The sequence below is a fragment of the Serratia nevei genome (assembly GCF_037948395.1).
GTDB lineage: Bacteria > Pseudomonadota > Gammaproteobacteria > Enterobacterales > Enterobacteriaceae > Serratia > Serratia nevei.
Genome location: NZ_CP149940.1, coordinates 4375580 through 4388582, shown reverse-complemented (window position 1 = coordinate 4388582; position 13003 = coordinate 4375580). Strand labels below are relative to the sequence as shown.

General features: G+C 63.6%; 14 protein-coding genes. 13 read left to right on the top strand and 1 reads right to left on the bottom strand.

The window, feature by feature from the left end; translation table 11 throughout:
• Window positions 1–65 precede the first annotated feature (65 nt).
• Window positions 66–1307 carry an MFS transporter gene (locus V8N38_RS21060; RefSeq protein ID WP_147840641.1) on the bottom strand — a complete coding sequence of 414 codons (1242 nt, stop codon included), beginning with the start codon at window positions 1305–1307 and terminating at the stop codon, window positions 66–68.
• A gap of 398 nt (window positions 1308–1705) precedes the next feature.
• Here V8N38_RS21060 and V8N38_RS21055 point away from each other — a divergent pair, with 398 nt between their 5' ends.
• The 13 genes from V8N38_RS21055 (at window position 1706) to V8N38_RS20995 (ending at window position 12982) form a co-directional block, all read left to right on the top strand.
• The gene (locus tag V8N38_RS21055) at window positions 1706–2023 is read left to right on the top strand and encodes a non-heme iron oxygenase ferredoxin subunit (RefSeq protein ID WP_004937614.1); all 318 of its coding nucleotides are present in this window, start codon (window positions 1706–1708) and stop codon (window positions 2021–2023) included.
• 2 nt (window positions 2024–2025) lie between these two features.
• Entirely contained in the window at window positions 2026–2334 is a 309-nt protein-coding gene (locus V8N38_RS21050; RefSeq protein ID WP_004937617.1) for a recombinase-like helix-turn-helix domain-containing protein, read from the top strand.
• Between the two features lie 20 nt (window positions 2335–2354).
• Complete coding sequence (locus V8N38_RS21045; protein WP_147840642.1) at window positions 2355–3398, top strand: aromatic ring-hydroxylating oxygenase subunit alpha; 1044 nt, start codon at window positions 2355–2357, stop codon at window positions 3396–3398.
• Window positions 3395–4150 carry an SDR family oxidoreductase gene (locus V8N38_RS21040; RefSeq protein ID WP_047729877.1) on the top strand — a complete coding sequence of 252 codons (756 nt, stop codon included), beginning with the start codon at window positions 3395–3397 and terminating at the stop codon, window positions 4148–4150. The genes V8N38_RS21045 and V8N38_RS21040 overlap by 4 nt, the downstream gene beginning before the upstream one ends.
• A gap of 36 nt (window positions 4151–4186) precedes the next feature.
• Window positions 4187–4981, top strand: a complete 795-nt coding sequence (locus V8N38_RS21035; RefSeq protein ID WP_004937625.1) for an IclR family transcriptional regulator — start codon at window positions 4187–4189, stop codon at window positions 4979–4981.
• A gap of 109 nt (window positions 4982–5090) precedes the next feature.
• Window positions 5091–6032 (top strand): VOC family protein, encoded by a 942-nt coding sequence (locus V8N38_RS21030; RefSeq protein ID WP_047729878.1) that lies wholly within the window; start codon window positions 5091–5093, stop codon window positions 6030–6032.
• Window positions 6029–7240: an NAD(P)/FAD-dependent oxidoreductase gene (locus V8N38_RS21025; protein WP_147840643.1), complete on the top strand. Its 1212-nt coding sequence runs from the start codon at window positions 6029–6031 to the stop codon at window positions 7238–7240. Before V8N38_RS21030 ends, V8N38_RS21025 begins: the two co-directional genes overlap by 4 nt.
• A 23-nt stretch (window positions 7241–7263) precedes the next feature.
• The gene (locus V8N38_RS21020) at window positions 7264–8520 is read left to right on the top strand and encodes an MFS transporter (RefSeq protein WP_038874278.1); all 1257 of its coding nucleotides are present in this window, start codon (window positions 7264–7266) and stop codon (window positions 8518–8520) included.
• Window positions 8521–8552: 32 nt separating this feature from the next.
• A complete protein-coding gene (locus tag V8N38_RS21015) occupies window positions 8553–9077 on the top strand; it encodes a cupin domain-containing protein (protein WP_004937634.1) in 525 nt (174 codons plus the stop codon).
• Window positions 9077–9895 carry an alpha/beta fold hydrolase gene (locus V8N38_RS21010; RefSeq protein ID WP_055311972.1) on the top strand — a complete coding sequence of 273 codons (819 nt, stop codon included), beginning with the start codon at window positions 9077–9079 and terminating at the stop codon, window positions 9893–9895. Before V8N38_RS21015 ends, V8N38_RS21010 begins: the two co-directional genes overlap by 1 nt.
• Window positions 9892–10686, top strand: coding sequence for an SDR family oxidoreductase (locus V8N38_RS21005; protein ID WP_047570596.1), 795 nt, complete (start codon window positions 9892–9894; stop codon window positions 10684–10686). Before V8N38_RS21010 ends, V8N38_RS21005 begins: the two co-directional genes overlap by 4 nt.
• 15 nt (window positions 10687–10701) lie before the next feature.
• A complete protein-coding gene (locus V8N38_RS21000) occupies window positions 10702–11496 on the top strand; it encodes an aspartate dehydrogenase (RefSeq protein WP_060422711.1) in 795 nt (264 codons plus the stop codon).
• 16 nt (window positions 11497–11512) lie between these two features.
• Window positions 11513–12982, top strand: a complete 1470-nt coding sequence (locus V8N38_RS20995) for an aldehyde dehydrogenase (protein ID WP_047570600.1) — start codon at window positions 11513–11515, stop codon at window positions 12980–12982.
• The last annotated feature ends 21 nt before the right edge of the window (window positions 12983–13003 follow it).

Below are 13003 nucleotides of genomic sequence, written 5' to 3'. Positions count from 1 at the left end.
GTCCAGATCCATGAGCACCCTCTCAACGCTGTCGGTTTTCCGCCGCACGGGACAGGGAAACGGGTCTATGCCCGTTTCACCTGCCGCGCCAGCAACATGCGGCCAAACAGTGCGCCGCCCGCCAGCAATGTCAGCAGCTGCGAGGCGATCAGCACCGCAAAGCCTGAAGACACCTTACCCTGGCTGGCCATCACCATGCCCATCGCCATCGGCACAAACGCCGAAAACAGATTGCCGATGCCGTTGATCAGCCCATAGGCGCTGCCGACCGCCTCCGGCCGCGCATAATGTTGCAGCAGGGTAGGGATCGCCGCGCCCTGCGCGCCCCAACAGGCATTGGCCGCCAGCAGGAAGAAGGCGATCCAGCCAAGCTGATGGCTGTTCATCACGCCATAGATACACAGCGCGGTCGCTGCGCCGCCGCAGACGAAGATCAGCGGCGCTTGATAAGGGCGGATACGATCGAGCAACACGCCGCCGAGGTATTTGGAGGCGATGCTGACGATGAAAGGCAGCGCGGCCATCCAGCCCATCTGCTTGATGGAGAACCCCTTTTCATCGGTCAGATACGCCGGCAACCAGGAGCTGGAGCCCCACAGATAGCTGAGCGTGGCGATCTCGATCAGCAGGATCCAGCCGAGCATCGGCGTGCGCCAGGCCAGCGTAAAGGTGTGCCAGACGCGGCTCAGCACCGGTTGCGGAGCAGCAGGGCGCGAGGATAAAGACAGGGCGAGGGGATGAACGAACAGCCGCACCAGCGCCAGCCCCAGCAGCAGGTTGAGCAGCGCCAGCAGGTGAAACGACATCGCCCAGCCGAAGTGCGCCATCAGAAAACTCACCAGCGGAAAGCCGAGCACCAGCCCCAATGAAACGCCCAGCGCGCTGATCGCGTTGGGCTTGCCGCGCTCGTCGGCGGCGAAATGATCGCTGATGTACATGGTCTTCAGCGAGAACAGCGGCCCCTCGCTGACGCCAAGCAGCGCGCGCACCACGCACAGCAGCATCAGCGATCCCGCCAGCGGCGAGGCGGCGGTGAGCAGCGCCCACAGCACCACGCTCAGCATCAGTGCGCGGCGGTAACCCATCAGCGTTTCCAGAAACGGCGTCAGCAACATGGCGGACAGGCCGTAGCCGAGCAAAAACACCGTCATCAGCGTGCCCTGGTGGGCGCGGTCGCCGCCGAGTTGGAAGTGTTGCAGGAAGTCGGGATTGACCAACATCACGGCGATATTGACCCGATCCGCATAGGCGATAACGATCAGAAACAGCAGGGCGATCACCCCAAACCAGCGTTGACGTTGTTGCACGTTGCGTTCCTCAATGCGAGCGGTTGACGAATTCAGGCAGCAGCAAACTCACCCGCGGATGCCATGGCGCGCAAACGCGGGGGATGAGGCTGATTGATGTAAATTTATTGTTATCAAATAGGATGTGGAAGACAGTGAGAAAACACTTTTACGCGCAATGCGTCGTCGGAATCAACGCATTTTTTGCCATAAATTAGCGGGAGAGCGCACAACTGACATAGGTTTTTCATATCGGTGCATGATTTCGTGATCCTTCCCGCATTTGTCATTTTTAAACAACCTTTCATTAACATTTGCCGTTCCGCCCGCTTGACGAAAGTTTCGCCAGACCTATAGTGGCTGTATTAAATAAGAAACTGAGTTTCATATATGAAACAATCAGATAGAGGACAAAAGCAATGAGCTGGAAGAATGTGTGCGAAGTGTCTCAGGTGAAAGAAGATTTTCCTTTCTCCGGCAAAGTGGAAGGAAAAGAGATCGGGGTGTACCTGCTCGACGGTAACTACTACGCGCTGGAAGACGTTTGCCCGCATGCTTATGCCTTGCTCAGCCAGGGGTTTGTAGACGACGGCAAGGTTGAGTGCCCGCTGCACGAAGCGCTGTTTGACGTGCGCACCGGCCAGTGCCTGCGCGAGCCGGGCGGTCGCGATCTGCAAACCTATCCCACCCGGGTGGTCGACAACCAAATCCAGATCACCTTTATCGCGGAGGAGTAATCATGCAGCACATCACCGATTTCAATCCCTGGCTACCGGACACCCAACAGGTGACGCCGGCCCGCGAAGGCGGCAACGGTCAAATCCATCAGCCGGGCCAGTTCCGCAATGTCATCTGGCAAAACCGCGCTCGTGTGCCGGACGGTTTCGAAACCGCCCTGGTGGCGGCGCTGGAAACGATCTTCGATCAGGGCGCGGAAGAGCTGGAGCAGATCGTCAGCGCGCTGAATCAGCGCCGCCTGTTCGATCGCAGCGGCCAACCGTGGAATGAGGCGACGTTCCGCGAATTCCTTCACGTTAACGGTTTCTGAGCCACCTCCGGGAGAAGACAATGACAGCAAACACAACATCCTCCGAACAGAGCTTGCAGGACTATCTTGACCAGGGGTTGCGCGGCATGTGGTATCCGGTGCTGGCCAGCTGGGAAGTGGGCAACAACCCGGTCGGCATCACCCGCCTGGAGCAGCAAATCGTGGTATGGCGCGACGGCGAAGGCCAGATCCACGCGCTGGAAGACCGCTGCCCGCACCGCGGCGCGCGGCTTTCCATGGGGTGGAACCTCGGCGATCGCATCGCCTGCTGGTACCACGGGGTAGAGGTCGGCGGCGACGGTACGGTGAAAGATGTGCCGGCAGTGGATCGCTGCCCGCTGGTGGGGCAAAAATGCCTGCGGTCTTACCCGGCCAAAGAAGCCTACGGCGCAGTGTTCCTCTATTTCGGCGTGACGGCGGATGAAACGCCGGCGGCGCTGACTTTCCCGCAAGAACTGGCGGACGAAGCCTCGTACAGCAACTTCCTGTGCACCGCCAGCTGGAACTGCAACTACCAATACGCCCTGGAAAACGTGATGGATCCGATGCACGGCACCTACCTGCACTCTTCCTCTCACTCGATGGCGGAAGGGGATCGCAAGGCGGATATGGGGCTGGAACCGACCGACAGCGGGTTTATCTTCAAGAAGAACGGCCAGATCGGCGTCAACTTCGACTGGGTGGAGTTCGGCAGCAGCGGCGCCTATTGGATGCGCCTGTCGATCCCATACAAGAAGCGCTTCGGGCCAGGTGGCCACTTCTGGATCATCGGCATGGTGGTGCCGGAAGACAAGGATCACTGCCGGGTCTTCTTCTGGCGCATCCGTAAGGTCAAAGACTGGCAGCGTGACATGTGGCGCTTCATGTACCGCAACCGCCTGGAATCATTGCATTGGGACGTGCTCGAGCAGGATCGCATCGTGCTTGAGAACATGGCGCCTAACGCCCGCGGCCGCGAATACCTGTACCAGCACGACGTCGGTCTTTCTCGCCTGCGCCGGATGATGCAGAAAGAGGCGCAGAAACAGCTGGCGACGTTGCGCGAGCGGGAGGCGGCGCAGTGAACGGCCTGCTGAACGGTAAACGCATCGTGGTCACCGGGGCGGCGCGCGGCCTGGGTTACAGCTTCGCTGCCGCCATCGCCGCCGCCGGCGCGCAGGTGGTGATGTGCGACATTCTGGCGGATGAGCTGGCGGCGAGCGGTGCCGCGCTGCGCGAGCAGGGCGCTCAGGTGGAAACGCAGACGATCGATCTGGCGTCACCGGATTCGATCCGCTCGGCGTTCGAGAAGATCGCCGCTGGCGGCGGGATCGACGGCCTGGTAAACAACGCGGCGCTGGCGACCGGCGTCGGCGGCAAAACCATGATGGAATACGATATCGATCTGTGGGATCGGGTGATGCAGGTCAACGTGCGCGGCACCTGGCTGGTGAGTCAGGCGGCGGTGCCGCTGCTGGCGCGCAATCCGCACGCCAAGATCGTCAACGTGGCGTCGGACACTGCGCTGTGGGGCGCGCCGCGCCTGATGGCCTATGTCGCCAGCAAAGGCGCGTTGATCGCGATGACCCGATCGATGGCGCGCGAACTGGGCCCGCAGGGGATCTGCGTCAACGCCATCGCACCGGGCCTGACGCGGGTGGAAGCCACCGAGTATGTGCCCGCCGAGCGCCATCAGCTGTATGAGCAGGGGCGCGCGCTGGCCGGGGCGCAGCATCCGGACGATGTGAACGGTACGGTGCTTTATCTGCTGTCGTCGCTGGCGGATTTCGTCACCGGCCAACTGCTGCCGGTCAACGGCGGCTTCGTATTCAACTGAGGCCCGCAGGGCAGGCGCACAGCGCAGGAGCGAGAGATGGCGGACGAGCAAGCATGTAAGTATCTGATCCCGGGACTGGATCGCGGGTTGCAGTTGCTGCTGGCGTTTGGTGAGCAGCATAAGGAAATGACTTTCGCCGAGTTGCATCGCCTGGTCGATATGCCGAAGGCCACCGCTTACCGGGTGGTGCAGACGCTCGAGCACCTGGGCTTTTTGGAGCGCAATCCGCGCACCAACACCTTTGCGCTCGGCATCAAGGTGCTGCGCCTCGGCTTCGAATACATCGCGTCGCTGGACGTGGCGCAGGCTGGTCAGCCGGTGATCGAGCAGCTGCGCGATCGCAGCCAGTGCAGCAGTCATCTGGCGATCCGCGACGGGCGCGACGTTATTTACATCGCCCGCGTCAGCGCCGCCGGTTCGCAGATCAATCAGGTCAGCGTCGGCACCCGTTTGCCGGTGCACCAAACCTCTCTGGGTCGCATGCTGTTGACCAGCGCCACCCGCAGCGAGTTCGAACAACTTTATCCGGACGCGCAGCTGCCGGGCAATGCGCCGGGCACCCCGGCGGATCGCGAAACGCTGTGGCAGATGGTGCAACAAGACAAAGCGCGCGGCTATGTGATCGGTGAATCGTTCTTCCGCCACGGCATCTCCTCGATCGTCTACCCGATCTTCAACCGCGAGCAGCGGGTCGAGGCGGTGGTCAGCATCATGGTGCCGTCCGATGAGATACCGAAAGCGGATCGCGAGCGGCTGCGCATGGAAGTGCGCGACGCGGCGGAGAAAATTTCCGGCTTCCTCGGCGCGCCGCCGCAGGCCAACGTCGGCTAACCGACAGGACCGACTCTTTTACTCAGGCAGGGATAAGGCCCGTAGCAAACAGGGGCCGGGGTTCACTCATGCCTGAAAACCGTATGCAGCGAGAACGTGAGGCTGAACAATGAGCGTAATCGGAATCGAAAAACTGGAATTTGGCGTCGAAGATCTGCCAACCTGCGAAAAATTCATGCAAGACTTCGGCCTGCAGCCCGCCACGCAACATTGGGGCGAACCGCAGCGCGAATTCACTACCCTGAGCGGGGCGCGGGTTGTCCTGCACCCGTTGCAAAGCGCGGCGCTGCCTGCGGCGTTTGAGGGCGGTTCTACCCTGCGCCGCATGACCTGGGGCGTGGCCTCGCCCGCCGATCTGGCGCGCCTGCAGCCGCGTTTGGCGCTGATGCCCGGCTTCCGTCAGGTGGGAGAAGAGCTGGAATGCCTCGATCCCAACGGCATGACGCTGCGCTTCGTCGTCAGCCGCCAGCAGGCGGTCGAGGTGCCGGTCACGCCGATCAACCAATGGGGCGACGTGCGCCGCATCGATCAACCCAGCCCGGTCTATTCGCAGGCGCAGCCGATCAACATTGGCCACGTGGTGTTCTTCGTTGAGGATCTGGCGGCGACCGAGCGTTTCTATCGCGAGCTGTTGGATTTCCAGGTTTCCGATCGCTATATCGATCGCGCCGTCTTCCTGCGCACCCAGGCGCGCGGCGGCCACCATAACCTGTTCCTGCTGAAGCTGCCGAACCGCCCACGGGGCCTGAACCACGTGGCGTTCACCGTGCGCGATATCCACGAAGTGATCGGCGGCGGCATCGCCATGAACAAAGAGAAGTGGAGCACCTTTATCGGCCCCGGCCGCCACCCGATCTCCTCGGCCTATTTCTGGTACGTCAACAGCCCGACCGGCGGCGCGTTCGAGTACTACACCAACGACGATTATCTGACGGAAAACTGGCAGCCGCGCGAGCTGGAGCATTCATTGGTCTCCTTCACCGAATGGGCGGTAGAGGGCGGCATCGATCACGACACGCGCCGCCAGCATAAAAAGGCGGAGGCGTTATGAACCGGCCGGAACACGCGGGCATCGTCATCGTCGGCGGCGGCCAGGCCGGCGGCTGGGCGGCCAAGACGCTGCGCGATCGCGGTTACAGCGGCCGGCTGACGGTTGTCAGCGACGAACCCTACGATTTTTACGAGCGGCCGCCGCTGTCGAAAGCGGCGCTGCTGGATGCCGCGGCTCCCCTCAGCCGGCTGTTCAGCGAACAGGCGGTGGCGGAGCTGAATATCGACTGGCGTCGCCCGCTGCGCGCCGAGTCCATCGATGCAGAACAGCAAATCGTCACGCTCAGCGACGGGCAACGGCTGCAGTTCGAGCAGTTGCTGATCGCCACCGGCGGGCGGCCGCGTGTGCCGAGCGCCGCCTGGGCGCAGCACCCGCGCGTGATGACGCTGCGTTCCTGGGACGATGCGGCCCGGTTGCGGCAGGGCCTGCAGGGCTGCCGTCGCCTGGCGATCGTCGGCGGCGGTTGGATCGGGCTGGAGATCGCCGCTTCCGCGCGCCGTCTCGGCGCCGAGGTGACGGTGTTTGAACGCCAGCCTGCGCTGTGCATGCGCAGCGTCGGCGCCGACGTCTCACAGGCGTTGCTCGAACTGCATCGCCAGCAGGGCGTCACGATGCTGTGCGGCTGCGGCGAGATCTCGCTGGAAGATCGCGACGGCACCGCCTGGATCGGCAGCGAAGTCAGCGATCCGCAGGCCTTCGATCTGGTGGTGGTGGGGATCGGCGTTGAGCTGAATCTCGAACTGGCGCGCAGCGCCGGGCTGGCGATCGACTCCGGCATCGTGGTCGACGGCCAGGGGCGCACCAGCCATCCGGCGATTTTCGCCGCCGGCGATGTGGCGCGCCACCCGACGCTCGGCCTATGCCTGCAGTCTTGGGCCTACGCGCAAAATCAGGCCATCAGCACCGCCTGCGCGATGCTCGACGCCTTCGCCGCCCCGTATGACGACGTGGCCTGGCTTTGGTCGGATCAATACGACGCCAATATCCAGATCCTCGGTGTGCCGAGCGGCGGCGTGCACCATGTGGTGCGCCGCACGCCGCAGTCGCAGGTGTTCTTCACGCTGAACGCCGATCGGCAGCTGGTGCAGATGGTGGCGTTCAACGACGCGCGCACCATCAAGCTCGGCAAGCGTTGGTTGGCGAGCGGCCGGGTGCTGGATCCGCAGCAGCTGGCGGATGCGGAGTTTTCTTTGATGGCGTTGAAATAACGCCCGAACCTCGGGAGCGTTTTATGACTACGCAAGACATTGACGCCCGCGCTGGACGGGCGGGGGAAGCCGTTGCCGAAAATCCGCAGCAGCGGGTGCGCTGGTCGGTGCCGATCGCGCTGTTTGCCTGCGTGCTGTTGGCGTTTTTCGACAAGATCAGCATCGCGGCGCTGTTTTCCGATAGCGAGTTCCAGCAGGCGTTAGGGATCGGTTTTGACCCGGCGCGGCTGGGCTTGCTGATGAGCGCGTTTCTGTTCTCCTACGGCATTTCCTCGATGCTGCTCAGCGGCATCGGCGATCGGCTTAATCCGGTCAAGGTATTGATTGGCATGATGGTGGTGTGGGGCGTGCTGATGGTGTTGATGGGGATGGTGCGTTCCTATCACGCCATGATGACGCTGCGCATTCTGCTCGGTATCGCCGAAGGGCCGCTGCTGCCGATGGCCTACGCCATTATTCGTCAGGCCTTCCCGCCGCAGCTGCAGGCGCGCGCCACCATGCTGTGGCTGCTCGGCACGCCGTTGGGCGCCGCGCTTGGCTTCCCGGTCACCCTGTACATCCTCAATACCTTCGACTGGCAGGCCACCTTCTTCTTTATGGCGTTTCTGACGTTGCCGGTGATGTTGCTGGTGCTGTTCGGCATGCGCCACCTGAACGTCGCGCGCCCGGCGGCGGCGACCAAGCCGGCGGTATCGGAACGCCAACAGCATCGCCGAGAGCTATTGCGCAGCCCGCACTTTTGGATGATCTGCCTGTTCAACATCGCCTTCCTGACCTACCTGTGGGGCATGAACGGCTGGTTGCCGAGCTACCTGATCAAGGGGAAAGGCATTCATCTGGAGCATGCCGGTTACCTCTCTTCGCTGCCGTTCATCGCCATGCTGCTCGGCGAAGTGTTGGGTGCCTGGCTGTCGGACAAGCTGGATCGGCGCGCGCTGGCCTGCTTCCTGTCGCTGTGCGGTGCCGGCCTCGGTCTGGCGGTGGTGCTGCACCTGCAGGGCACCTACAGCGTGATCGCCGCCATGGCCTTCAGCACCTTTATGTGGGGCGCCGGCGCGCCGAATATTTTCGCGCTGTTGGCGAAGGCGACCAGCAGCAAGGTCAGCGCTACCGCCGGCGGTATCTTCAACGGGTTGGGCAATTTTGCCGGCGCGCTGGCGCCGGTGCTGATGGGGGCGTTGATCGCCGCCACCGGCAATATGGATAACGGCCTGCTGTTCCTGGTGGTGATGGCTTTCGTCGGCTGCCTCATTCTGCTGCCGTTACTGAGAAAGTACTGATTAATCAATCGATTCAACAGAGGAGTGACAACATGTCTCAGGTTGAGAACAAAGCCGGCGTCAAGCCGCAGGATCTGTCGATGGAAAATTGGGTGGAGTCGCGCATCGCCCGTTTCGAAGGCCGTAAATACGACTGGAACGCGCTGAAGTTCCAGGCCGACTTTGACCCGAAATACCGCCGTGCGCAGATGCGCTACATCGGTACCGGCGCTACCGGCGTGGCCAGCGACGCCAACACCATTCCGGCGGGCAATTTCACCTTCTCCACCATGGTGCTGCCGTCGAAGTGCGAGGGCCCGCTGCACCTGCACGACGACGTGGAAGAAGTGTTCTTCATGCTGAAAGGCAGCATCACGCTGATGATTCAGGATGGGGAAGAGTATTACGAAACCCGGCTGAAAGAGCGCGATCTGATCTCGGTGCCGGCGGGGGTGTATCGCGGCCTGTTCAACCACGGCGAGGAAGAGGCGCTGATGTGCGTGATGCTCGGCACCGCCAAGCCGGAGATCCCGACCTATCCGGCGGATCACCCGCTGTCCAAAGTGAAGCGCAACTGATGAACGGCCTGGCGCAACGCCAACGGGCGCGCTGCGGGGCGTATACCCTGAGCTGGCGCGAGGCCGGGCAGGGGCGGCCGGTGGTATTGCTGCACGGCATCAGCTCCGGATCGGCCTCGTGGATCAAGCAGCTCAACGATAGCGGCCTGACGGACGGCCACCGTCTGTTGGCGTGGGATGCGCCGGGCTACGGCGGTAGCCTGCCGTTGGCGGATCCTCAGGCCGATGCCGCCGGTTATGCGGCGGCGTTGGCGGCGCTGATTGATGAGCTGCAGCTGGCGCAGCCGCTGATCGTCGGCCATTCGCTGGGGGCGCTGATCGGCAGCGCCTATGCCGCCGGCTATCCGGACGGGTTATGTGGATTGGTGTTGGCGGATCCGGCGCAGGGCTATGCCACGGCGCCGGAGGAAAAACGTCGGCAGGTGTACGGCCAGCGCCAACAGATGATAGAGACGCTGGGGCCGGTGGGCTATGGCGAGCAGCGGGCGGCGGCCTTGCTGCGTGAAGGGGCGGATCCGCAGGATATCGCCTGGGTGCGCAACGGCATGCAGCAGCTCGATCCCGACGGTTTTCTGAGCGCCGCCTGGATGCTGGCCAACGACGATATCGGCCGCTATCTGGCGCGCTATCGCGGCCCTCTGGAAGTCTGGTGCGGTGAACAGGATCGCATTACGCCGCCGGAGAAGGCGGCCGAGCTGGCGCGTGAGCAGGACGCGACGCTGCGTTTGATCGCCGCCGCCGGCCATGCCAGCTACCTCGACGCGCCGGCGTGTTTCAACCGCTATCTGCGGGACTTTACGGGAGCAATCCAACGATGAATTTTCAGCTTGAGAATCGGGTGGCGGTGGTAACCGGCGGCTCGTCGGGCATCGGTTTCGAAACCCTGAAACTGCTGCTGGCCGAAGGGGCGAAGGTGGCGTTCTGCGGCCGCGATCCGGACAAACTGGCCGGCGCAGCAGCCAGCCTGCGTGCGGAGTTTCCGCAGGCGGAGATCCTGGCGCTGCGCTGCGACGTACTGGACGCGCAGCAGGTGGCGCAGTTCGCTGACCAGGTGACGGCGCATTTCGGCGGCGTGGATCTGCTGATCAACAACGCCGGTCAGGGCTTCGTCGCCCATTTTGACCAAACGCCGCGCGAAGCCTGGCTGCATGAGGCCGAGCTGAAGCTGTTCGGCGTGATCAACCCGGTGCAGGCGTTCTTACCGGCGCTGGAACGGTCGACGATCGCGTCGATCACCTGCGTGAACTCGCTGCTGGCGCTGCAGCCGGAAGAACACATGATCGCCACCTCGGCGGCGCGCGCCGCGCTGCTCAACATGACGCTGACGCTGTCGAAAGAGCTGGTGGGCAAAGGCATTCGCGTTAACTCGATCTTGCTGGGGATGGTGGAGTCGGGCCAATGGCGCCGCCGTTTCGACGAGCGCAGCGATAAAGATCAAAGCTGGGAGCAGTGGACGGCGGCGATCGCCGAACGCCGCGGCATCCCGATGAAGCGCCTCGGCAAGCCGCAGGAGCCGGCGCAGGCGCTGCTGTTCCTCGCTTCGCCGCTGGCTTCCTTTACCACCGGCGCGGCGCTGGACGTATCCGGCGGCTTTAACCGCCATGTGTAGCAGGGGCCGATAAAGATGAAGAAGATCATGATGATTGGCTACGGCGCGATGGCGAAGGAAGTGATCGCCCGTTTGCCGGAAGGCGTGGAGGTCGGTTGGATCCTGGCGCGCGCGGCTCATCATGCGGCGATCGCCGAGGCCTTTGGCGGGCGGGTGCAGGCGTTGACCCATCCCGAGCAGTGTTTGCAGCGGCCGGATCTGGTGCTGGAGTGCGCCAGCCAGCAGGCGGTGGCGGAGTTCGGCGAAGCGGTTCTGCAGCGCGGTTGGCCGCTGGCGCTGATCTCGACCGGCGCGCTGGCGGACGCCGCATTGCAACAGCGGCTGCAGCAGGTTTGCCGCCGCCATCACGGGCAGTTGATCGTGTTGTCCGGTGCGGTGGCGGGGATGGATGGGCTGGCGTCGGCGCGCGAAGGCGGGCTGGAGAGCGTGACCTATCAGGCCAGCAAAAGCCCGGCCAGCTGGCGCGGCAGCCCGGCGGAGCAGCTGATCGACCTCAATGCGGTGAGCGAAGCGCAGGTATTTTTTGAAGGGTCGGCGCGCGAAGCGGCGCGTTTGTTCCCGGCCAATGCCAACGTGGCGGCCACCATTGCGCTCAACGGCCTGGGGATGGACGCCACCCGGGTACGCCTGCAGGTCGATCCCGCCACCCGGCGCAATACCCATCGTCTGCAGGTGTGCGGCGACTTTGGCGAATTTCACATCGAGCTGAGCGGCACCCCGCTGGCGAGCAATCCCAAAACATCAACCCTGGCGGCGCTGAGCGCGGTACAAGCCTGTCGCCGTCTGGTGGACGGCGGTTTTATTGCCTGAACGGCAGGAGCGGAGCATGGAACGATTGAATATTTTTGTCGCCGGGCGCTGGCGTGAAGGGCGTGGCGAAGAGATGGCTTCGGTATTCCCGGCCGACGGCAGCGTCAACGCGCGGCTGCGTGCCGCGAACGTCGAGGACGTGAACGAGGCGGTGGAAGCAGCGGAACGCGCCTGGCGCGCGCCGGAATGGCGTGGGCTGGTGCCGCACCAACGCGCCTCGATCCTCTACCGCGTCAGCAACCTGATTCTGGCGCAGCAGGAACAGTTGGCCGAGCTGCAGACCCGCGACAACGGCAAGCCGCTGGCGGAAACCCGCGGGCTGGTGGCCAGCGCGGCGGCGACCGCGCGCTACTTCGCGGCCGCCTGCGAGGTGTTGGAAGGCGAGCTGCCGACCCCGCGCAGCGCCGAGGTGATGACGATAAGCCAGTATCAACCGATGGGGGTGATCGCCGCCATTACGCCGTGGAACTCGCCGATCGCCAGCGAAATGCAGAAGGTGGCGCCGGCGCTGGCGGCGGGCAACGCGGTGGTGCTCAAACCGGCCGAAGCCACGCCGCTAATGGCGCTGAAGCTGGCCGAGCTGTTCGAACAGGCGGGCCTGCCGGCTGGGCTGCTCAGCGTGTTGCCGGGCAAAGGTTCGGTGATCGGCGAGGCGTTGGCGCGCCATCCGCTGGTGAAAAAGATCTCCTTTACCGGCGGGACCAGCACCGGGCGCCATTTGGCGCACATCGCCGCCGACAAGCTGATCCCCACTTCGCTGGAATTGGGCGGCAAATCGCCGACCATCGTGCTGGAGGACGCCGATCTGGAGCAGGCGGCGCGCGGCATCTGCTACGGCATTTTCAGCTCCGCCGGCCAGGCGTGCATCGCCGGTTCGCGGCTGTTCGTGCATCGTTCGCTGTATCAGCCGCTGCTGGCGCGTTTGACCGAACTGACGGCGGGGCTGCGCATCGGCAACCCGCTGGTGCCGGGCGTGCATCTCGGCCCGCTGATCAGCGCCAAACATCGGCAAAGCGTGGCGGACTACGTGGCGCTGGCGCGGCAGGAGGGCGGCCGGGTGATCATCGGCGGCGAAGCGCCGGCCGATCCGCAGCTGGCGAGCGGTAGCTATTACCTGCCGACCATTATTGAAGGCTTGAACAACGACGCCCGCGTCTGCCAGGAAGAGATCTTCGGCCCGGTGCTGGTGGCGCTGCCGTTTGACGATGAGCAACAGCTGATCGAACAGGCTAATGACTCGGTGTACGGCCTGGCGGCCGGCATCTGGAGCCGCGACTTCCCTCGCGCGATGGCGCTGGCGGAGCGGCTGGAAACCGGCACCGTCTGGGTCAATACCTACAAAACGTTCTCGATTTCCACGCCGTTCGGCGGTTTCAAGGAAAGCGGGCTGGGCCGCGAAAAGGGCCTGAACGGCATCAAGGCCTACATGCAGCAGAAAAGCGTGTATCTGGCGCTGAGCCATCAGGTGAACCGCTGGAGCGACTAGGCCGACACCTCTACGCATAAC